25 protein-coding genes and 2 riboswitches are annotated in these 20,716 nt (G+C 47.0%); of the genes, 12 read left to right on the forward strand and 13 right to left on the reverse strand.

Translation table 11 applies throughout. The features are described 5' to 3' along the window. Nucleotides 1-268 precede the first annotated feature (268 nt). Complete coding sequence (locus BUB66_RS12010; protein WP_143156216.1) at nt 269-523, reverse strand: hypothetical protein; 255 nt, start codon at nt 521-523, stop codon at nt 269-271. A 51-nt stretch (nt 524-574) separates the two neighbouring features. Here BUB66_RS12010 and BUB66_RS04765 point away from each other — a divergent pair, with 51 nt between their 5' ends. The 8 genes from BUB66_RS04765 to BUB66_RS04800 all read left to right on the forward strand — a co-directional run bounded on the left by BUB66_RS04765 (nt 575) and on the right by BUB66_RS04800 (nt 4,046). After that, nucleotides 575-1,039 carry a nucleotidyltransferase domain-containing protein gene (locus BUB66_RS04765; protein ID WP_073255505.1) on the forward strand — a complete coding sequence of 155 codons (465 nt, stop codon included), beginning with the start codon at nt 575-577 and terminating at the stop codon, nt 1,037-1,039. A 140-nt stretch (nt 1,040-1,179) separates the two neighbouring features. Further along, nucleotides 1,180-1,458 (forward strand): hypothetical protein, encoded by a 279-nt coding sequence (locus BUB66_RS04770; protein WP_073255508.1) that lies wholly within the window; start codon nt 1,180-1,182, stop codon nt 1,456-1,458. After that, nucleotides 1,451-1,837 (forward strand): type II toxin-antitoxin system HicB family antitoxin, encoded by a 387-nt coding sequence (locus BUB66_RS04775; protein ID WP_073255511.1) that lies wholly within the window; start codon nt 1,451-1,453, stop codon nt 1,835-1,837. Before BUB66_RS04770 ends, BUB66_RS04775 begins: the two co-directional genes overlap by 8 nt. 237 nt (nt 1,838-2,074) lie before the next feature. Then, nucleotides 2,075-2,299 carry a DUF1659 domain-containing protein gene (locus tag BUB66_RS04780; RefSeq protein WP_073255514.1) on the forward strand — a complete coding sequence of 75 codons (225 nt, stop codon included), beginning with the start codon at nt 2,075-2,077 and terminating at the stop codon, nt 2,297-2,299. Between the two features lie 37 nt (nt 2,300-2,336). Further along, the gene (locus tag BUB66_RS04785) at nt 2,337-2,558 is read left to right on the forward strand and encodes a DUF2922 domain-containing protein (RefSeq protein WP_073255517.1); all 222 of its coding nucleotides are present in this window, start codon (nt 2,337-2,339) and stop codon (nt 2,556-2,558) included. A gap of 54 nt (nt 2,559-2,612) precedes the next feature. Continuing rightward, nucleotides 2,613-2,765: a YvrJ family protein gene (locus tag BUB66_RS04790; RefSeq protein ID WP_073255520.1), complete on the forward strand. Its 153-nt coding sequence runs from the start codon at nt 2,613-2,615 to the stop codon at nt 2,763-2,765. Nucleotides 2,766-2,877: 112 nt separating this feature from the next. Further along, nucleotides 2,878-3,393 carry a peptidoglycan recognition protein family protein gene (locus tag BUB66_RS04795; protein ID WP_073255523.1) on the forward strand — a complete coding sequence of 172 codons (516 nt, stop codon included), beginning with the start codon at nt 2,878-2,880 and terminating at the stop codon, nt 3,391-3,393. A 68-nt stretch (nt 3,394-3,461) separates the two neighbouring features. Continuing rightward, complete coding sequence (locus BUB66_RS04800; protein WP_073255526.1) at nt 3,462-4,046, forward strand: competence protein ComK; 585 nt, start codon at nt 3,462-3,464, stop codon at nt 4,044-4,046. 19 nt (nt 4,047-4,065) lie between these two features. On the opposite strand, the gene BUB66_RS04805 is transcribed toward BUB66_RS04800, so the two are convergent. Next, complete coding sequence (locus tag BUB66_RS04805; RefSeq protein WP_073255529.1) at nt 4,066-5,094, reverse strand: protein-glutamate methylesterase/protein-glutamine glutaminase; 1,029 nt, start codon at nt 5,092-5,094, stop codon at nt 4,066-4,068. Between the two features lie 33 nt (nt 5,095-5,127). Further along, nucleotides 5,128-5,526, reverse strand: a complete 399-nt coding sequence (locus BUB66_RS04810; RefSeq protein WP_073255532.1) for a bacteriohemerythrin — start codon at nt 5,524-5,526, stop codon at nt 5,128-5,130. Nucleotides 5,527-5,688: 162 nt separating this feature from the next. Next, nucleotides 5,689-5,778: riboswitch (cyclic di-GMP riboswitch) on the forward strand. Between the two features lie 90 nt (nt 5,779-5,868). On the opposite strand from BUB66_RS04810, the gene BUB66_RS04815 reads away from it, so the two are divergent. The 3 genes from BUB66_RS04815 (at nt 5,869) to BUB66_RS04825 (ending at nt 9,476) form a co-directional block, all read left to right on the forward strand. Further along, nucleotides 5,869-6,321, forward strand: coding sequence for a chemotaxis protein CheW (locus tag BUB66_RS04815; RefSeq protein ID WP_073255932.1), 453 nt, complete (start codon nt 5,869-5,871; stop codon nt 6,319-6,321). Continuing rightward, nucleotides 6,318-8,345, forward strand: coding sequence for a methyl-accepting chemotaxis protein (locus BUB66_RS04820; protein WP_073255535.1), 2,028 nt, complete (start codon nt 6,318-6,320; stop codon nt 8,343-8,345). Before BUB66_RS04815 ends, BUB66_RS04820 begins: the two co-directional genes overlap by 4 nt. Nucleotides 8,346-8,417: 72 nt before the next feature. Further along, nucleotides 8,418-9,476 (forward strand): HD-GYP domain-containing protein, encoded by a 1,059-nt coding sequence (locus BUB66_RS04825; protein WP_084098798.1) that lies wholly within the window; start codon nt 8,418-8,420, stop codon nt 9,474-9,476. A gap of 3 nt (nt 9,477-9,479) precedes the next feature. On the opposite strand, the gene BUB66_RS12830 is transcribed toward BUB66_RS04825, so the two are convergent. Continuing rightward, nucleotides 9,480-11,102 (reverse strand): methyl-accepting chemotaxis protein, encoded by a 1,623-nt coding sequence (locus tag BUB66_RS12830; protein ID WP_073255537.1) that lies wholly within the window; start codon nt 11,100-11,102, stop codon nt 9,480-9,482. A gap of 149 nt (nt 11,103-11,251) precedes the next feature. Continuing rightward, nucleotides 11,252-11,421: riboswitch (cyclic di-AMP (ydaO/yuaA leader) on the forward strand. A 98-nt stretch (nt 11,422-11,519) separates the two neighbouring features. On the opposite strand from BUB66_RS12830, the gene BUB66_RS04835 reads away from it, so the two are divergent. After that, complete coding sequence (locus BUB66_RS04835) at nt 11,520-12,485, forward strand: D-alanine--D-alanine ligase family protein (RefSeq protein ID WP_073255540.1); 966 nt, start codon at nt 11,520-11,522, stop codon at nt 12,483-12,485. Nucleotides 12,486-12,531: 46 nt separating this feature from the next. Here BUB66_RS04835 and BUB66_RS04840 read toward each other — a convergent pair whose 3' ends face one another. The 9 genes from BUB66_RS04840 to BUB66_RS04880 are packed head-to-tail and all read right to left on the reverse strand — an operon-like array spanning nt 12,532 to nt 20,705. Further along, nucleotides 12,532-13,449, reverse strand: a complete 918-nt coding sequence (locus BUB66_RS04840) for a Cof-type HAD-IIB family hydrolase (protein WP_073255543.1) — start codon at nt 13,447-13,449, stop codon at nt 12,532-12,534. After that, a complete protein-coding gene (locus tag BUB66_RS04845) occupies nt 13,446-14,225 on the reverse strand; it encodes a DUF72 domain-containing protein (protein ID WP_073255546.1) in 780 nt (259 codons plus the stop codon). The genes BUB66_RS04840 and BUB66_RS04845 overlap by 4 nt, the downstream gene beginning before the upstream one ends. Nucleotides 14,226-14,243: 18 nt before the next feature. Then, nucleotides 14,244-14,909 (reverse strand): response regulator, encoded by a 666-nt coding sequence (locus tag BUB66_RS04850; protein ID WP_073255548.1) that lies wholly within the window; start codon nt 14,907-14,909, stop codon nt 14,244-14,246. Between the two features lie 29 nt (nt 14,910-14,938). Then, nucleotides 14,939-16,114 carry a sensor histidine kinase gene (locus BUB66_RS04855; RefSeq protein WP_198409362.1) on the reverse strand — a complete coding sequence of 392 codons (1,176 nt, stop codon included), beginning with the start codon at nt 16,112-16,114 and terminating at the stop codon, nt 14,939-14,941. Between the two features lie 43 nt (nt 16,115-16,157). Next, a complete protein-coding gene (locus BUB66_RS04860; protein ID WP_073255551.1) occupies nt 16,158-17,099 on the reverse strand; it encodes a HAMP domain-containing protein in 942 nt (313 codons plus the stop codon). Then, the gene (locus BUB66_RS04865) at nt 17,096-17,452 is read right to left on the reverse strand and encodes a DUF192 domain-containing protein (protein ID WP_073255941.1); all 357 of its coding nucleotides are present in this window, start codon (nt 17,450-17,452) and stop codon (nt 17,096-17,098) included. Before BUB66_RS04865 ends, BUB66_RS04860 begins: the two co-directional genes overlap by 4 nt. Nucleotides 17,453-17,461: 9 nt before the next feature. Then, complete coding sequence (locus tag BUB66_RS04870; protein WP_073255555.1) at nt 17,462-18,385, reverse strand: type II secretion system F family protein; 924 nt, start codon at nt 18,383-18,385, stop codon at nt 17,462-17,464. 12 nt (nt 18,386-18,397) lie between these two features. After that, a complete protein-coding gene (locus BUB66_RS04875; RefSeq protein WP_073255558.1) occupies nt 18,398-19,366 on the reverse strand; it encodes a type II secretion system F family protein in 969 nt (322 codons plus the stop codon). After that, a complete protein-coding gene (locus BUB66_RS04880; protein ID WP_073255561.1) occupies nt 19,299-20,705 on the reverse strand; it encodes a TadA family conjugal transfer-associated ATPase in 1,407 nt (468 codons plus the stop codon). The genes BUB66_RS04875 and BUB66_RS04880 overlap by 68 nt, the downstream gene beginning before the upstream one ends. Between the last annotated feature and the right edge of the window lie 11 nt (nt 20,706-20,716).

The following is a 20,716-nucleotide window of genomic DNA, read 5'->3' on the forward strand; positions in this document are numbered from 1 at the left end:
AAGCCACGACGCTCTTTTTATGAACGTCCAGGCCACAAACGTGAGAATAAACCACATCCATAAAAAACAACTCCTTAGCGGCTTTAGTTTTGAAGGGCTGGTGCAACAACCATAAGGGGTTATTCTATCCTGCGTGCTTCCCTAAAAGGGAGCAACAATCTATGGTGCACCTGGTCGTTGTGGTCTGTCTACTTGTCGGGCTCGAGGCACCAAGGTAGTAGCGACCTGCCTTCACCAGCCGCGTACTGATTATATCATAAGGGCATTTTCATCTTCTGCTGGTGCCGCATTTGTTGCGGCATGGGGGTCTACTACTTGGTTTTTCTTCTCCCCGCGCGTATGAACCAAATACGGCTGCATTCACAACATCGTTCTTTTTAAGCAAAGGCACTATTTTTTCTTTTAGATCCGCAAAATTCATAATCGCCACCTCTGGCGCTGGAAATTGCTGACTTTCGAATATATTATACCATATTATAGCCGACCTATACGGCAATGTCATCAATTTTCTTGACTTTCTCATTTTCTGGAATAGAATTTTGTTAAGGGCTTTATATCAAAGGGGGAATCGAAAATGCCCAGAGAACTTATCGAAATCGACCGCGAAAAGCTGAAGGCCTATGTGACAGAAAAACTTTACCGTTTCGACGAAATCGCCGGAGTATATCTTTTCGGCTCCGCCGTCGACAAAATGAGGCCTGAAAGCGACATAGATTTAGGGATAATAACGATTCCCGGGGCAGCAAGCTCTGAAAAGGAACTCGAACTTTTTTTGGAAAGGCTGCACCTTGCCTTGAGGAATTTCGAAGGGCATCCCTTTGACCTTGTTTCAGTAGCACACGCTAACGTAATCCTTGCTTTCGAAATTCTGCGGCATGGAATACCGATATTCATAAAAGACGATGATGTGGTTTCAGACCTCATAGAGAAGGTCAGCCGTAAATACGCCGACGTATACCCGAGGTATAAAAAGGCTCTAGAATTGATAGTTGGAGTGAATGGCGATGAAGAATGCAAAAAGTCTGACCATGCACACTAAAAATTCATAAATGCCATCTTCCGGAAGCCGGTCGGAGAGCTCGCCCGCACCCGCCCGACTTTTTTGTTTTAGTTGACTTTTTATCTAAATATGATATCATATATAGTGTCATTATTTCTCTTATCCTCTGGAGGTATTATATGAGTTATTATGAAAAACTTTATTTTAAGATTAAAAATAATCCCAAAGATGTAATGTTCGATGAGCTTCGGACTCTCATGACAAAAGTTGGAGGTTTTAATGATAGACCCGGGAAAGGCGATCACTGGATTTTTACACATCCAGATTTTCCAGATATAAGAATTGTTATAGATACGAGAGGTGGGCGTAAGCCTTTAAAACCTATTTATGTTAAAAAATGTATGAAATATTTTGATGAAGTGAACCCGCATTTCAAGGAGGTAAAGAATAATGAGTGAAAATTACAAATATGGCCTGAAGATAAGTGTATTGACTGAAGAAGATGGTGGAGGATTTTTTGTAGAAGTTCCCGACCTTCCAGGCTGCATGGCTGACGGTGATACTCTTGAAGAAGCTATAAAAAATGCAAAAGAGGCTATAGAATCATGGATCGAAGCAGCAAAGGCCGAAGGCAGACCTATCCCTGAACCTACTTTTTATAAAGATGAAGAGGATTATAGCGGCAGATTAACAGTAAGAATCCCAAAAAAGCTTCATAAAGAATTGGTTGAAATTGCGCAGGAGCAAGGTGTTAGTTTGAATCAACTAATACTATATGCACTTTCCAAAGAAGTCGGGCGTAAAGAAACTTCGGTAACCATTGATATTGGTGTTTGATTCTGCCTCCGGACATAAGAATAAGAATAAGAGATAAGAAATTAAATGACTCACCCCAGGCAAATTCATGATAAAGCCGGTTAAGCTCCATAGGCCCTGCCGCACAGCCTAAAAATGCAAAAATACCACCTTCCCGAAGCCGGTCGGAGAGCTTTCTCGCTCCCGGCCGGTTTTTTTGTTTTTTTCCGCTGCCGGATATAATGAAAGTGAAATTGCAAGCGAAAGGAGGTGAAACAGATGGCGGTTATCGCAACTCCCGTGGACGCCACATTGCAGGTTGTGGTCCAGACCGGGACCGACGAAGGCGGAAGGCCCGTAACAAGGACCAGGTCCTTCAGGAACCTGAAGCCTTCCGCCGTGGACGACGACGTGATGGCGGTGGCAAAGGCCTTCGCCGACCTTCAGTCCCACCCGGTGGACTCCATCGTAAAGGTGGTGGAAATCGCCCTGACCGAGGAGTAACGAAAGCCGGTAATTCGTAAGGAAGGAGGTGAAACGGATGGCAAAGACCTTAGAGCTCAGCTTCCAAAACGAGGCTGGTAAAACCTCGAGGATTCAAATCGCCGACCCGAAGGAAAACTTGACTCCCGAGGAAGTGCAGCCGGTAATGGACCTGGTGGTCGCAAAGAACATCTTCTCAACGAGCGGCGGTGACATCGTAAAAGCCCTCGGGGCCAGGATAATCATAAGAGACGCCGTGGAAATAATATCCGCCGGATAATTCTCCCCCGGGCTTTCGCCCGGGGCTTTAATTTAACCTGAAGGAGGTGCGACAATGGAAGAACTGATAGCTCAGGTTGCCAACGTGGGCTTTCCCATCGTGGTTTCTATATATCTCCTCGTGCGCATAGAATCCAAGATGGAGAGCCTCACGGTCAGCATCCACGAGCTTTCAAAGGTTATAGAAGGACTGAAAATCCCAAAATAAGCTTTGGAGCGCCTAATACCGCCTGCTGGGAAGGGCGCTCTTTAAAAAGGCGGACAAAAATAGCCCAGCTGCCCAAACAGCAAGTTACGGTTTGGGCAAGAGGATAAAGGACATGGAAAGGCAATACCCTCGCTTTATAGTGGTTCACCATACCGCAGGGCATGACGTTTCGGCCTTAGAGATAAACAGGATGCACGCCGCAAGGGGTTACGGCATAAAGATATCGGAGCCCCATTCCCTGGTAGAAGAATACCGAAAACGGGGTTTCCCCTGCGAAGGCGAAGCTGCCGTAGTGAGCATCGGCTACCACTACCTTATAAGGGCCGACGGCACCGTGGAAAGGGGCAGGCCTGACTTTGCCCCTGGGGCCCACTGCGCCGCTGCGGGGATGAACTCAAGGGCTATAGGCATAGCCCTCACGGGTAACTTTTCTTCCAAAGACAACCCTGAAGGCAAAAAAGGCCATACCACACCTACGCCAGCCCAAATCAAAGCCTTGAAGGAGCTTATATTCTTTTTGATGGACGTCTACTTCATACCCCCGCAGTCGGTGCAGAAGCACTCGGAAGTCATAGGGGCGAAAACCGAATGTCCAGGTGACAGGTTTTCCTTTTCTTTTTGGTCTTGACAGCGAACGTTTGTTTGGTTATAATTGTCTTAAAGTTCCGCCTTCGCCAAAATCTGGAGGTGTTGTAATTGAACATGGAGACTTTTTTACATTCGGGCATCGCGGCTTTAGTGCCCGTTTACGAAAATGGCCAGGGAAACGTCACCCAGCTCATTACTTCCGACGGAGGAGAACACCTCATACCGAAAACGGTAAAGACAGTCTTAAAAAGGGTAGCCAGGACTTACGGGGCCGACCTTTCCGCCCTTCGGAAGAATTACGGAAAGGCTGTAAACCGGAAAAATTACGTGCCTATTCCCCTTTCTTCCTCTTTAATCCTTATCCCTGTAAAGTTCCGGGAAAGGCCTTTGAGCGAAAACGACGGAACAGTAGGATACCTTTCTTACTACGAGATACGCGATATCTCGGAAGAAGGTGCGAGCAGCCGGGTCACGCTTTCAAGCGGAAAAGAACTCAAAATATTGCTCGCCAAAGCGACCTTCATGGAATACATTAAAGACGCAAAGCTCATCGCGGGACTCTATGAAGAAAGGCATAAAACAGGCAATCATCGCATCAGCGAAGATAAATTGGCTTACGGAGAAAAAGAGCATCTCAGGGAGGAACTCGTAAAACTCCTCCTTCAAATTCTAGCAAAAGGCGGCGGGTTTTGACCGCCGCTTATGTTTTTCGTCATTCTTTCCTCACACCGACAAGCTCAATTATTTTTGATGCTATTTCGTAGTTCGGGAGCACGAATTCCGCACCTTTTCGGTCTATGGCCGCTTTTGGCATCCCAAAAATCACAGCGGTTTCGGGCGATTCGGCTATGGTCCTGCCGCCGGATTTCCTTATCTTTACCATGGCATCGGCTCCGTCGTCGCCCATGCCCGTCATAAGGACTCCTATAGTGTCTTTGTCGAAGATCGAAAGGACTGACTCCATGGTGACATCCGCCGACGGCATGAAACGGTGCTTAGGACTGTCGGTGAGCACTATCTTCTTTTTCTTTCCTTCTTCTGTCACCAGGAGGTTGTAACCGCCTTTGCCGACATAACATACGCCGGGCTTTATCTCCATGCCGTCTTCTGCCTCGATTACCTTAATCGCACATTGCTCGTCTAGCCTTTTTGCAAAAGGGCCCGTAAAGGCCGGAGGCATGTGCTGCACGAGAAACACCGCCGCGTTAAGGCGTGCGGGCAGATAGGGGAGCACTTTCATAATGGATTTTGGGCCTCCTGTTGATATTCCTATGACCACAGCCTTCATATCGCCGTCGGACAAAATGTATTCTTCGGGCATCTTCACCGGACTTTCATTAAAAGACCCTATCGTCCTTGCCCCCGCTTTTACCTTGGCGATTAGCTCCTCTTCGAAATCCTTTAATCCTGGTCTCACCCCTTGAGGCTTTGCCACAAAATCGAAGGCGCCAAGTTCCAGGGCCTTCAAAGTCACATCAGCCCCTTTTTTCGTCTCGGAAGAGAGCATCAACACATTCCCAAGCTTTTTCTCCTTAATCTTTTCCAGGGCCGAGAGTCCGTCCATCCCCGGCATGTTTACGTCCATCGTTATGACATCCGGGCGAAGCTTCTCTGCTTTTTCCAATGCTTCGCTCCCGTTTTTTGCCGTATCGACCACCTTTATATACGGGTCTTTTTCGAGCACGTCCTTTATAATAAGCCTCATCAAGGCGGAGTCGTCTACCACGAGCACTTTTATCATGCTTTTCACCTCAAAAGTCCGTCAATTTCGATGTTATTTTTTCAAGTAATCCCCCAAAGCCCTGTCGGTCTTTTTTATATGGTTTATGAGCCAATCAACCAGGAAGCCGTTCATCTTCACGACGAGGTCAACCGTCGGGCCGGTTTGTTCGAGCTTTCCTTTAAATTCTTCGAATTTCTTTATGAAAATTTCATGCTGGTTTTTATGCCCATCATAACCCGGGTAGCTTTCCGCCTTCATTATTTTCTCTTCTTCGCCGAAATGCATTACCACGTAATCCCCGAGAAAACCGATGACCTTCTCAACCTCCTGTTTACCTTTTCCTTTTGTGCAGGCTTCCATAAGGTCATTCACCCGCTTGAAAAGTTCCTTGTGCTGTTCGTCTATCGTTTCAATTCCCGTCGAAAGGTCTTCCGTCCACTTTATCGCCATCAATATCCCTCCTTTACGATAATATTCGCCAAAAAAATCACCTTTTCCTTCCGGTTTATGCTAGAGCTTCATAAATATACCTGTGGCAAAATTTTCTTGACAGCTCTTGGTGGCAAATTATAGAATAGTACTAGCATTTTGACGCAATATTCGACAAAATATCGCCGAAAAAGGCAAACCTGTCGAAAGGCAGGGGCGCAAAGCCATGGGCCTACGGCTCTTTAAAAGGGCTACGGTCGCCAGGCTGCCGGCTCGATAAAGCTAGCAGCCTTTTTACCACAGGCTGCATTTTTTAATTCAACTCTTTTATTCTTTCGAAAGGGGGTTTTAGGATTGGAAAAGATGGTCATTTTTGGTCTGGGGAAAGAACTGTACGGAATGGACATTTTTGAGCTGAAAGAGATTATAAGGATGGCTGAAATAACCCGCATACCTAAGGCACCTTCCTTCATAGAAGGGGTCATAAACTTGCGCGGAAAAATAATCCCGGTCATCGACTTGAAAAAGAAGCTGGGAATATATGGAAATGAAAATCCGGAAGAGAAAAGGATACTGGTGACCGATGTAGGTGGACAGACTGCAGGGCTCGTAGTGGACTATGTTCACGAAGTAGCAGATGTTGAGGATAAGGATATAGAGCCACCCCCTGCCGTGCTCGAAATCGAAGGCCGGTTCATAAAAGGCCTTGCAAAGATGGGAGAAAGGATTGTAGTCCTCCTTAAAGCCGATGAAATATTGAGCCTAAAGGAAAAACAAGAGCTGGAAAATTTAGCGAAAGAGGGGATGCAAGGATGAAGCTATTTAAAAGAAAGAGTGCAGGCTTTGAAGGCACGAGGAAAGGTTCGATAAGGGCAAGGCTCGTTACCCTTTTTCTCACAATATCTCTTTTACCCCTTGTTGCCTTGAGCATATTTAACTTTACCGTTTCGCGCAATACCTTAATGCGGACGGTGGACCGGGAGCTGTTGAGTAAAGCCTCCCATACAGCCGACACTTTGGAGTGGTGGATAGGAGAAAAGATAAAGATGGTCGAGGCCATTGCAGAAAACCCTGTGGTAAAAAGCGGGGATATAAAGAGCTTGGTAGAGTTGCTTAAGACTATTCAGCCCATGGTTTCGGACGTCCAGACATTATGGTACGCCACGCCTGATGGAAAGGTCTACTCTTACGTGAACGAGGACGTTACTTCCCCGGCAGGAGATATAAACGACCGAAAGTACTTTAAGGACCTGCTTGCGACAGGGAGGACGGTAGTCTCTGAGGTCTTGGTGGACAAATTCACTGGCAACAAAATTGTAGTCATAGCTTCTCCAGTAAAGGGTTCTAACGGTATAAGCGGCATAGTAGGCGCCGATATAAGCGTCGATATTTTAAGCCAGCTTGTGAACTCGGTAAAATACGCCGATACAGGCTACGCCTTCATAGCGGACAAAACCGGCCTCGTCATCGCCCACCCCGACCAGAGCAAGGTCATGACCCTAAATATCACCAATTCCGGGTCCGAGTCATTGAATAAGGTGGGTCAGCGCATGATAAGGGGAGAAGAGGCCGCAGTGCATTACGAATTTGACAATGTGGAAAAGCTCGCAGCCATTTCTCCTGTCGCTTTTACTGGCTGGTCGGTGTGCGTGACCGCACCTACTTCGGAAATATATAAAGGCCTTGAAGGTTTCATTTTCAACACTCTTTTAGTAATGGCGGCAGCGGCAGCGATAATAATCCTGGCATCCCTTGCCTTCAGCCGACAGATATCCACGCCTCTTGCAAGGCTCAGCAAGGTGGCAGACACCATAGCGATGGGCGACATGAGAGTTGATGTGCCCACTAACTTTTTTGGCGAATTCGGGGCTCTGGCCGTGTCGCTGAAGAGAATGGTTGAAAACACGAAAAGTGTAATAGAGGCGTTGAAGACATCGATAGAAAATCTCGAGGTTGCTGCCAGAGACATATCCCAGGGGGCTCAGGACACCGCCCAGGCAGCCGAGCAGGTAGCAGAGACTATAAACCAGATTTCTCAAGGTGCCCAGGACATGGCTCAAAATGCGGAAAACATTTCGGCCGCAGTTGAAAATTCGACAAAAGGAATCGAAACTTTGGTGGAAAATATCGGGTTAATACGCCAGAACACCACCGAAACTGCGCATAACACCGAAGAAGGGGACAAAACCATGCAGGAGCTCATAAGCAAGATGGACCTCGTATCATCCAAAGCAGAAGACATAAAGTCCGCAATGGCAGGCTTGTTCGGACACGCCAAGGAAATCTCCGGCATAACCGACATAATAACCGGAATCGCCGAACAGACTAACCTCCTTGCCCTCAACGCAGCCATAGAAGCGGCAAGAGCGGGCGAAGCCGGAAGGGGCTTTGCGGTAGTCGCCGAGGAGATAAGGAAATTGGCTGAGCAGTCGAGCCAGCAGGCCGGCGAGATAAACAGAATAGTGAAAAAGGTCGTGGAAAACATCGAGAATTCCAACAAAGTAACAGAGGAAGTGGTAGGCTTGATAGTGGAGCAGGCTTCCATCGGCGGCGAGGCTATGTCTCAGTTTAGGAAAATTGCCGACGGAGCACGGAAGGTGTCGGAACTTCTGAAGGAAATAGAAGAAAAGGCCAAAGCAGTAGGCGAAAACAGCAGGAAAATAAGCGAGGAAGTGGCCAATGCTGCCGCCATTTCCGAGGAAAACGCGGCATCTTCCGAAGAAATCGCCGCATCGGCCCAGGAGATGAGCTCGGCAGCCCAGACGATAAGCTCAAGTGCGAGCAGGTTAGTTGCCCTTGCGGAGGACCTGAAAAAGGAAAGCGAAAGATTTATTATATAATATAAGCTCGATGCCCCCATCCCCTGAAGGGGGATAAGGGGGCATCCTCAATTAAAGGAGGATCTTGTAAAATTGAAGCTTCCCACGACATATCTAAAACCAGGGATGAAACTGGAAAAGCCGGTGTACGGAAGCTGTGGCGAACTTCTTTTAAACCGCAACATAGTCCTAACAAAGCGCTACATAGAAGCTTTAAAGAAGAACAACGTACTCGTAGTCGAGGTAGAAGGGCCTGTGCCTTTAAAGGAAGTGGAAGTCAAAGAAGAGCTCTCCGCGGCAATAAGGGCAGGTGCAATGCAGCAGCTTTATTCCTTCGTAAATAGGAAAGACATGTCCATCATCAGCATAAAAGAGTCCGTAGAGGTACTTCTTGAAGAAATCCTGTCGGGCAGGGAGGTCATAGACCAGTTGGTGGACCTATGCTCTCTCGACATGTATACTTTCGCCCACTCGGTTGATGTGTGCGTGCTCTCGCTTCTTGCAGGCATAAAACTCGGCTTTAAAAGGGAAAAGCTCCTCGCATTAGGGGTAGGGGCCATTTTGCACGACCTGGGAAAAACTCTCATCAAGCCGGAGATTTTAAATAAACCCGGTAAACTGACGCAGCAGGAATTCGAGGCCGTGATGACCCATCCTCTGAAGGGCTGGAAGCTTGTAGAAGAAAGGGAAGGGGATGCCATTCACCCCCGCTCAAAAAAAATTATCTTAAACCACCACGAAAGGTATGACGGCAGCGGCTACCCGAGGAAGCTCAAGGCTGGGGAAATAGACCTCTTCTCTGCCATCTGCGCAGTATCCGATGTGTATAACGCCATGACCACAGACAGAGTCTACCGGAAGGCCTTCCCGGCTCACGAAGTTTACGAGATGCTCCTTGCCTCGTGCAATTCAAAATTTGACAAAGAGGCGGTAAACGCTCTTTTGTCCTGCATAAAGCCCTACCCCGTGGGCACAATGGTAAAGCTAAGCAACGGCAAAGTCGCCTGCGTGGTATCCCAAAACGACTCCCTCCCCTTCAGGCCTAAAGTCAAGGTGTTGCCTTCAGGGGAAATATGCGATTTAGAAAGAGAGCTCTCCGTGGTGATAGAGAAAGTACTTTCTCCGGAGGAAATGAGGCAGCTCATCTCCTAAAGCTCAACTAATATCCACGTCAATCGCGAGCACTCCCATTATCCGACCTCCGTCTCCTATAATAGGCGCAGAAACAGTCACCGTCATGCGATTTGAGGCGATGTCTATATACGGTTTTGAGATGTACACCTGACCCTTAACCGCCTTTTGGAACCAGGGCCTGAAAGCCAGGTTTTTAATCGGAAGTTCGCCGGTAGAAAACTTCACATTTCCTTCTTCGTCCAAGAGCACGATTTCCAGCACGGCGGGATTTTCCCGTCTTATTTTTTCAAAATTCTCAGGCCAAACCTTTTCCTCTCCATTAACTACAAAGCTTTCTCCAGCGAGTTTTATTAATTTTTCCTTCACAAATTCTACTTTTTGCATCACTTCATCCGAAAGCCTGAAATTTCTGCTGTACATTTCGGAAATCTCCATGAATTCGCCCGCCATGCGGCTGAGTTTTGATGCCTCATCGGTTATAGCCCTCACCATGTTCTTTTGTTCCTGGCTGGAAGCGGCTATCTCCTCCACTCCCGCTGCCGTCTCTTGGGAAACCGCGGCCATTTTTTCCGACGTCTGAAGCACTTTTTGCACCTTTTCCTCCTGTTCGCTGACTAAATTGCCTATTTTATCCATGGAAATCTTAAAGCCCGAAATTTCTTCCACAATCTCGTCAAAAGCGGCCATTGATTCATTCCCCTTTTTTATGTTTTCATTCACCACCTGCTGATTTTTTTCTACTTGAGCTGCCGTGTCTTTTGCTTCCTTCTGGATTTTCTCGGCAAGTTCTTTAATTTCTTCTGCCGCTTTTCCGGACTGTTCCGCCAGTTTTCTCACTTCCTCGGCAACCACCGCAAATCCACGCCCCTGCTCTCCTGCCCTGGCCGCCTCTATAGCAGCATTGAGCGCAAGGAGATTTGTCTGGTCAGCTATTTCCGTGATAGTCTGGACAAAATTGTTGATACTTGCAGTAAGGCCTTCCAGTTCCTTCATCTTAGCCGCCGAAAGGGAGCTGGTCTTCGAAGAAAGGGCAAGCTGCTCCAGAAGGTCTTTTAACACTCCCCTGGTTGCCCTAATCTTTTCTATTATGGTTTTTATCCCCATTTCCCTTTCTTTTGTCTGCTGGGCAATCTTCCCCGCCAGCGAAGAAAGGAAGCTCACGTTGTTCGATGTCTCCTGGGCAGATTCGGCCTGCTCTCCTGCTCCCTGGGCAATTTCTTCGATTGAAGTAGCTATCTGCCCTGCGGCTTCATTTATGTGTCCCATGCTCTCGCTGAACCGGCCGAAAAAGTAATTTATTTCTTCAGAGGCTCTCTGGAGCTTTCCCATGAGCCCAAAGACCTGCTCAAAAGAATTGAGCACGGGTTTTACAAGAAAAGACAAATACCCCCGCATTCCCTTTAGTCGATTTATAGAAGGGAGCTCTCCTTTCGAAAACTGCTCTATGACCTCGGCTATCACAAAAAGCCGGGAAAACAAAGACCTTAACACCAGATATCCAGCCAAAAATGTTGCCAAAAAAACAAAAAATACGGTTAACAAGGACCCAGTGGCGGCACCCGTCAGCAAATTCCCGACAAGAAGCACCAATGAAGGCGGAAGGGAAAGAAAAAGGGCGAGCGTTATCAATGGCTTTTGAAACATCTTACGACCTCCCGGATAATTTGATGGTATTGCTTTATGGATATTATATCAAATTATAGCAAATTTTGTCCAAATTCGATAAGTGAAAATTAAATTTTTATAATTGACTTGTCCCCTATACCATGGTAGAATAATGTATACAAGTGAATTTTCTAAAATCGCTGAATTCCTTCCCTTTGAGAGGAAGGAAGCGGGGGACCCACTTTTTTGGGGTGAATCTCCTTCTTTTATGGGAGAAGTTCCTGTATCAAGAAGGGGTAGGGTTATCCTCTTGACCCGAACCCGTCAGCTAACCTCGCAAGCGTTAAAGAGGGGGGGTAGATTGCCGGGAAATTTTGCCTCGAAGCTATGGTCCTCCATAGCTTTTTTTGTTTAACCTATAACTTCTAACATCTTAAAAAGAAGGGGGTTCATGTGATGAAGGTAGGAGTATTCTGGCGCAAATTCCGCAACGTGGAACTTCAGATGAAAGTCTCGGGAGAAAACATATACGACGACGCCTACGAAGAGGCCTCCCAGCACTACTCGGCGATAAAAGAGGCGGGTTACGACGCTGTCTTAATAGAGTGGAAAAGCGAAAACCCGATGGAAACTCTGCAAAAAGTGCTGGAAGAAAAGGTAGACCTGGTTTTCAACGCCTCGTCGCTTCAGGAGGTGGCCTTTCTTGAAGCCTTCGGCATCCCCTTCGCCGGATCCGGCATCGACCTGGTAGCGCTTGATAAAGCCGCAAGAAAAAAGATAGTGGCTTTTCACAACCTCCCCACTCCCCGATTCATCGTGGTGGAGGACCCAGAAAAAATTCCAAACCACGACCTCAAATTTCCCCTCTTTGTAAAGCCTGTCCGGGGCCGCGGCAGTGCCGGAATAAGCGAGGAAAACATTGTGGAAAGAGCCGAAGACCTACCGCAGGTGGTGGCCAAGATAACGGGAAAACTTGGCCAGGCGGCACTCGTAGAGGAATTCATCAGAGGAAGGGAGATAACCGTCGGAATCATCGGCTATAAAGATCCTAGGGTGCTGCCCCTGGTGGAAATCGAGTACAATTCCGTAAAAACCAATACTTTTGAGCACAAGATGTATGACAATGAGATAATCCACTGTCCCGCCAGGCTTTCGCAGGAAGAAGAAAAGCGGGTAAAAGAAGCCGCCCTTGCGATTTACAAAGTTCTGAACGCCAGGGATTACGCGAGAATAGACATGATCCTCGGCGATGATGGAGTGCCGTACTTCCTTGAGATAAACACCTTCGCCGGGCTCACCATGTCGAAGGACGGCACCCACCACGGGTACATGGGTTATATGGCGAAAACCCTTGGCATGAACAGAGCCGAATTCATCGGAGCCATTGTAAAAAGCGCTTTAGAAAGATATGGATTAAATTGAGAGGGTATCCTGTCGGATACCCTTTGAAATAAAATTATGTTCGCCCTCAGCCGGTTGGCGTAGCCCCGGTGTAAATTTTTGTACGCCTATCGGGAAACAAAACGCTTTCCACTAGAAACGCGACCCCATCTTCGTCGTTTTTTGCCGTAACAAAATCCGCCTTTTGCTTTACCGTCTCCGGCGCGTTTCCCATTGCCACCCCGAGTCCTGCGAATCTAAGCATCTCAAGGTCGTTAAAATTATCTCCCACAGCGATTATTTCTTCCCTTTTTATGCCTAAAATTCCCGACAGCACCTCAAGGCCCTTTGCTTTTGACACGCTGCCTTCCAAAATGTCAATGCTGTCTTTTATAGCGGAGGTTATGTAAATCCCGTCCTCCAGGTCTTTTGTAAGTTCTTTGGAAAATTCCCTTATCTCCTCCGGATTTCCAGAAATCACTATCTTCGTAGGCGCTTCTTTTAAAAGCTTTAAGGCCCCTTCCAAGCTCCCGGCATTCTCTACCGGCAACAGCACAAAGTCCTTCATGTAATTGTAAAAACCCAGAAACGAAAATCTTTTTGCGGAGCGAAAATAGCGTCTAAGCTGCATCTTCCAATAGGCCGTGCCCGAAAAGATCTTTCTTTCTTTCAGAAAAATTTGCACTTCGAAGCTCGGGTACCGCCCCGCCCCCTTTAATACGTGCTTTGCCACTTCGAGGGAAAGAGGCCGGTAAAAAAGCTCCTTCCCCGAATGCACGTCCTTTATCAAAGCACCGTCGTTTGAAACTACCGGCGCGTTTACGGGGATGCTCTTCGCAATGCGCACCGCGCTTCCCCAAAAGCGGCCCGTTGCGAGGGTCACTATAAGCCCCATCTCTATGGCCTTTCTCAGAGCCTGCCGGGTGCGGCTGGATACGGTATATCCGCTGGAAATCAAGGTCCCGTCCACATCTAAGGCTATCATTTTGTAAGGTGTGCTGCTCATAATCCTGCCTCCTTTAAGAGCCCGAGGAGCTGCCTTGCGTTTAACACCGCCGAAGCATTGAAGTGGTTGTTCATGGCTATAAAGATTACTTCGGTCTTGCGGGAAAGTTCCCTTATCCTGGGTACCCACTCGGCCAGTTCCTTTTCGGTATATAGATAGTCGTACCGCTCGTAGGACTTCTGGTGGTTATACCACTTTTCTGCATTCCTGCCGTGAAACCGCACGTAACCTATGGAGCTGGTCGCTATCACTGCGGGGGGTAGAAGGCCTTTTATCGGCGGTTCGTCCACACAAACGAAGGCCATGCCGTTTTCCCGAAGAAGCTTTAAAACCTCAAGCCTCAGCCAGTCGTCTGACCGAAACTCCACGGCAAAGGGGAGTTCCCCTAGCCTTTCCCTCAGCTTTTTGAGGTAGTCCCTGTTTTTTTCCGTGTTGTGGAAGCTGTAAGGAAACTGGGCCAGCACGCACCCAAGCCTTCCTGCTTCGGCAAGCGGCTTTAAGGCATCTTTGAACCTGCTCACTGTTGCCTCACTCAGGTCTCCCTGGTGGGTCATGCCACCGTAAGCTTTTACCACGAAAATGAAGTTTTCCGGGGTTTTTTTCATCATCTGGTAAAACATGTATGGGGACGGCAGGCTGTAGTAACTGGAGTTGACCTCGGTAAAAGGAAACTCCCTGCTGTAAAAGGAAAGCATGTCGCTTTCCTTCATGTCTTCGGGGTAGTATTTCCCCTTCCAGTCCCGATAAGAATAGCCCGAAGTAGCGACGAGTATCAAGAGTTACTCCTCCTAAAATTATACTTCTATTTTAACGATATCGTGTTTTATCGCCAAAAGCAAGGCCTGCGTTCTATCCGTTACACCCATTTTTTGAAAAATATTGGTCAGGTGGTTTTTCACAGTTTTTTCGCTTATGAAGAGCTTTTCTGCTATATCCCTGTTGGAAAGACCTCGGGCCAGGTGCTGGAGGATTTCTATTTCCCGCTCCGTCAGGTCAAAAGCATTAACCACACTTTCGCGAGTCCTTGAAAGCCTCTTAAATTCCTCAAATACCTTTTGAATAAGTGAAGGCGGAATAAAGGCCTGCCCTTTCGCGACATTTCTAATAGTAACTATCAGTTCGTCTGGCCGTATATCTTTTAACGCATATCCCGAAACTCCATTTTTTATCATTTCGAAAAGATAATCCTCCTGCTCGTGTATTGTAAGGGCGATCACATTTACTTCAGGCTTTTTGCTTTTTATGATTCTTGTAGCTTCGATGCCATTTATCTTCGGCATATTAATGTCCATCAAAACCACATCGACTTCTTGAGAAACAGCAAGCTGTACAGCCTCTTCTCCATCGGACGCTTCACCCACGACTAAAATATCCGGCTCAAGAGAGATGATCTTTACGATACCTTCCCTTACCAGAGCATGGTCATCCGCTACAATAACCCTTATTTTTTCTTTTTCCATAGTTTCAGATCCCTCCGCCCCCAATTTGCTTATCTCGCCGCTACAGGAACGCTTAGAAACACTTCCGTTCCGCGGTTAGGAGAGGACTTTATCTCAAACCTCCCATTTAAAAGCTGAATCCTTTCTCTCATACCTATTATACCGAAAGCTTTCCCCTGCTTTTCTGAAAAAACCTTTTCCACATCAAAACCGACACCATTGTCCCTTACGAGCACATTGACTTTGTTTTTGAGAAATTCTACTTTAATTACAACCTGAGAAGCTCTTGCATATTTTTTTACATTCGTCATGGCCTCGTGTATAACCCTGAATATGGCCACTGCCTGACCGCTTTCTAGCGGATACTCTACCCCTAAAACAGTGAGTTCCACGAAAATCCCGCAATCGTTCTGAAATATTTCCACATATTTTTTAAGTGCCGGCACAAGTCCAAGGTCATCCAGCGACATCGGCCTCAAGTCAAAAATTATCTTTCGCACATCCTGAAGGCTTTTTCTCACCATCTCCATCAAAGCCATAAGTTCCTCTCTCACTCTGCAAGGGTCCAACTCCATGAGCTTCAAACAGTACTCCGCTCTCATCACTATGTTGGCAAGGCTCTGGGCGGGACCATCGTGAATTTCTCTGGCCACCCTCTTCCTTTCCTCCTCTTGGGCCATGATTATGGAAAATCCAAGGGCCTGCCTTTGCTGGATTTCACCTATTTCGACACTTATCAACTCCAGGTCGTTGCCTAGAATCTTCAGCACCATGCCTATGTTGACGATCAGCTCTTCCGCCCGCTTTATGGTAGCTTCCAAATTTTTTAAATTTCGCTCCAGGTGATCCCGCGTAAGCCTCAGCATTTTTTCTTTTTCCCTCTTGCTCAGAAGCTCCAGTTGCTTTTCGTGGGCCTTTTCGTAGGCACTTTTTATCTCTTCTTCGCTGTACTTTTTAAATTCCCTGCTTACCTCCATCAAGTAAAGCCGCGCTTTCATGTATTCTTCTTCCAGTTTTTCCACTTCTCTTATAATCTCCGATATTTGCTTTTTTACAGAATCCAGTTCGTATTTAGTGCGTTCGTACTCCCGCCTGGCAGACTCCCCCAACTGGTAAAGCTCTTCCTTGCTCTTTTCTACTATCTTTCTCGTCTTGTTCACTATTTTTTCAAGTTTTGTAATGTCCACCATTTCGCACCCGTCACCGCCACCAGAATATTGCTTCATAATTTATATTCGCTATAAAATGTCCGTTTCCCTTTATAAAAACTCAAGAAGTTGTCTTAAATTGCTGAACCAGAGAATCCAATTGGTTGCCAATGCGCGCAATGCGCCTTGCGGCCGTTGCTATCTCTCTCATCAATTCCGATTTTTTCCCGGCATCAGGGTCACTCGAGTCATATCTTTCCACATAAGCCGAGCGCTGGCTTATTAAATCCGAGTTATGGATCATATCTTTCGTAATGTTTTTTATGTTGCCGAAAAGCAGCCCAAGCTGGTCCATCATAGCGTTAAAAGCACAAGCGAGCCGCCCTAGTTCGTCGTTGTTTATAATTTGCAATTTTTGGGAAAAGTCGCCGATAGAAACCCTCTCTGTTGCTACCATCAAGGCTTTGACGGGCTTTTCCACGAAATTGCGTATAACTCGTCTTACCATCAAAAGTCCGATAAGGCATACCGCAGCGTAGTTGATTATTATATAGTGCATCGTTTCTTGAAGGTACTCGGCAATGGGAGAAAAATTACAAAGAAGGTATAGGTAACCTCCCACTGTGCCATCCTCCGCGGTCACAGGCGACAAAAATACCACCGCTTTTACATTCCCCTTTTCATCCTTCATAATTTTCGACCATCCTTGGGCGGACAGTTTAATATTTGAGGGAATCGGGGCTTTTAAGCCTGCCGACGCCAGGACCTTGCCGTCCTTTTCGAGCAAAGCCGCTTGCATCACGTATTTTTCATTCACCAAGCTGTTTACTATTCCGGAAAGGAGTTTGCTATCTTGAGTCTTTATAGTCTGGTATGCATAACCGTTTACAGCCTTCGCTATACCCCATCCGCGGCTTTTGAATTCTTCTATAAAGGCTTCCCTGTCCCGAAGGTAAATTGTTGTCCCCATAACCCCTAAAAGCAGGGTTAAAATTAAGGTAAACCCCATGCTCAGGCGAAAGCCCAAAGAAAAATTTATCTTTCTAAATCCAATCCTCTTCACTTTTCATCCCCCTCCTGCAAGAATTCCACCAGGTCGCCTTCTTCCGTGCCGGTTTTGCGGCATGTTCCCGCAGCTAATTCCAACACCGCCCTTGCCCTCTTTAACACAGGCCCCAGAGTATAAGGGGGCATATCATTCACCACCCTCACCACCCTGCCGTTTTCATCGAGATACACCGCGTCGATGTAAAATCTCATGAAATACGTATGAACGCCCTGGCAGGGCATAAGAAGAAGTCCATCGCCGCTTGCCAGATGTTTCCTGCCTATTAGGCCAATGAATCTTCTTATGCCTGTGACCGAATCAACCTTTTCGGCCAGAATCACTTGTTTTGTCCTATTTACCGCCTTCAAAAAAATCACCTACCGGCCAAAAACCCGCATGAGCTGGATGACCGCCGGGCCCAAAAGGATTATGAATAAGGAAGGGAAAATAAAAACCGCGATGGGGATGAGCATTTTAATAGGTGCCTTCATGACTGCTTCCTGAATGCGCTGTCGCCTTTTGTTCCTGACTTCCCGAGACTGGACCCGCATGACATTACCCATACTTATGCCAAGCTGCTCAGCCATTATCACAGAGCTTACAAAAGAAGACAGGTCGTCCACATCCAGTCTTTCAGCCATCTTTCTAAGAGCTTCTCTGCGCGGTTTTCCCATCCTGACCTCAGACAAAACCTGAGACATCTCTTCTGAAAGTATTCCGCTGTATTTTTCTACCACCTTTGTCATCGCCCCATCAAAGCCCAGCCCTGCTTCGATGCAGACGGTAATGAGATCTAACACTTCCGGTAGTTCTTTTTCAACATTCTCCTTCCTTTTTTTAATCAACGAATTGAGAAATGCGTCGGGCAACAACCACCCTCCGAGTCCTCCAAGTGCCGATAAGGCAAGGTGCTGAATAACGGGAAAGGCGGTTATCTCAAGTCCCAAGTATATAGCAACTCCCAGGAACCCACTTAAGAGGAATTTTAACGCCACAAATTCCCTCGGCGAAAGGTTATAAGGCCTTCCCGCTTCGACTAACTTTTTTGTTAGGACTTCTTCGTCAAAAAGGGGTAAGAGTCTTACAGCAAATCTTGCAGTATTTTTTAATATGGGTTTGAAAACGCGGCGAAAAATGGGGACAGAAAGTTCCACTTCTCGTATCGGAACCGGAGAAGTCCCCACTATTTCTTCTAATCTCTTTTTCTCCCGAACCCGTCTTTCCAAAATAAATTTCAACGTGATATACATCGCTATAAAAGCTAAGCCGGAGATACCGGCTGGCAAAAATATGCGCTCCATTTTCTCACCTCTTTATACATCGATGTCCACAATTTTTCTAATCGTCAAATATCCGAGCACTTCACCGACTATTGCTATTACCAGCATAATGCGGCCCAGTGGCTCTGTGAACAGCTCCAGCAGATACGGAGGATTTGTAAGCATTATGTAAAGGCAAAGGAGCAATGGAAGTATACCAATTAAAAGCCCTGACATCCGTCCCTGCGCGGTAAGGGCCCTTATCTCCCGCTTCATATTCACCCGCTCGCGAATTACAGAAGCAATATTGTCCAAAACTTCTGCCAGATTCCCACCCACCTGCCTTTGGATAAGCACTGCTGTTACTACAAGGTCCAGATCCCGGCTGTTCACTCTTGCCGCCATGTTCTTTAATGCCTCTTCAGTAGACGTACCAAGCCCTATTTCGCTTAAGGTCCTCCCAAATTCCTTGCCCACAGGCCCCTGAAGTTCTTTTTCTACCAGGTCCATGCCCTGCATTAGGCTGAAGCCGGACCTAAGAGAAGTTGAAAGGAGCGTGAGGGCGTCGCACATCTGATGGTTGAAGAGTGCGAGCCAACGCTGTCTTTTTCCGTTCACCATAATAAGCGGGATCACTCCGGAAAAAGCTCCAGCCACCAGCGAAAGCTTCAGGTCAAAGGCAACGGCAAAGACAAAAGCTCCGCTGCCCATTGCCAAAAGAGCAACCATTACGATAAATTCGCCACCTTTTAAAGGAATATCGGCCTCGGTCAGCTTCCTATCCAGGACTCTGCCTAAAGTCCTCGTGGGCGAAAGGTTTCCGGCCCATCTCAGAAAATCTCTCCAAAGACTTCTCAAATCCTGCCTTGCGGTAACCTTTTGCTTTTTCCTTACTCCAGTCTCTCCGATCTGCCGCAAACGTTCGTTCATCCGTTTCCTGTCGGGGAATATTATTTCACTTAACCCTATTAAAGCCAGAAATACGGCGGTAAAGGTTAAAATTGCTATTTTTTGTGCAGACATCCGAGCCCTCCTCTACAGTCGAGGTAAAGAATACCTCTCTCGGAAGATTTAATCCGTATGCCTCAAATCTATCCATGAACTTCGGAAGGACCCCGGTGGCTTCGAAAACGCCTTTCACCTTTCCGTCCTCCCCCACGCCGGTCTGGCGGAAGGTAAAAAGGTCCTGCAGAACTATAACGTCGCCTTCCATGCCCTGCACTTCCACAATGCTGGTGATGCGCCTCGAGCCGTCCTTCAACCTGCTCTGGTGTATTATGAGGTCAATTGCCGACGCAATCTGCTCTCGTATAGCCCTCACCGGCAGGTCGACACCAGCCATCAGCACCATGGTCTCCAGCCGCGAGAGCATGTCCCTGGGCGAGTTGGCATGGCCCGTAGCAAGCGACCCATCATGACCCGTATTCATGGCCTGGAGCATATCTAATGCCTCACCGCCTCTCACTTCACCGACTATAATTCTATCCGGTCTCATCCTCAGGGCGTTTCTAACCAGATCCCTTATTGTTATCTCGCCCCTCCCCTCAATGTTAGGTGGCCTGCTCTCCAAGGTTATCACGTGGGGCTGCTGCAGTCGAAGTTCAGCCGCATCCTCTATTGTTACTATTCTCTCGGTTGGAGGAATGAAGGAGGAAAGCACGTTCAAAGTCGTCGTCTTCCCACTGCTCGTCCCGCCGGAGACCAAGATGTTGAGCCTTGCCTTTACACAAGCTTCTAAAAAAGCAGCCATTTCAGGCGTCAACGTTCCGAATCTTATCAAATCCTCTACAGTCAACGGCCTTTGAGAGAATTTACGAATCGTTATTACCGGACCTATCAGAGATATAGGCGGAATCACGGCATTCACCCTGGAGCCATCGGGAAGCCTGGCATCCACCATGGGCATGCTCTCATCTATTCTGCGACCTATAGGGGCCACTATCCGCTCAATTATGTTCATAACGTGTTCTTCATCCCTAAAAGTCACCTCAGTGAGCTCCAAAACTCCGTTTTTTTCCACGTATACTTTGTATGGACCGTTAACCATTATTTCGTTTACTTCAGGGTCATTGATAAAAGGGGTTATTGGCCCATAAGCTAGTATTTCGTCGATCATTTCACTTGAAATTTTAATCTTGTCTACCTTGAAAAATGTATTATTTTCTTCTTCAGCCAGATATTTTTCCACCAGCTCTTCTATCTTTCTCTTCATTTTCGCTCCATCTTGCTTTTCTTCAGTTGGAAACTCTTTAAGCTCATCCACAATTTTTCTATGGAGTTTTGCCTTAAATTCCAATTCCAAACGGGGATTCTTTTTTTCGACAACATTTTTGGCTACTTCTAGCCTTTTTAACAGCGACATCTTTCATCACC

Source organism: Caldanaerovirga acetigignens (assembly GCF_900142995.1).
Lineage (GTDB): Bacteria > Bacillota > Thermosediminibacteria > Thermosediminibacterales > Thermosediminibacteraceae > Fervidicola > Fervidicola acetigignens.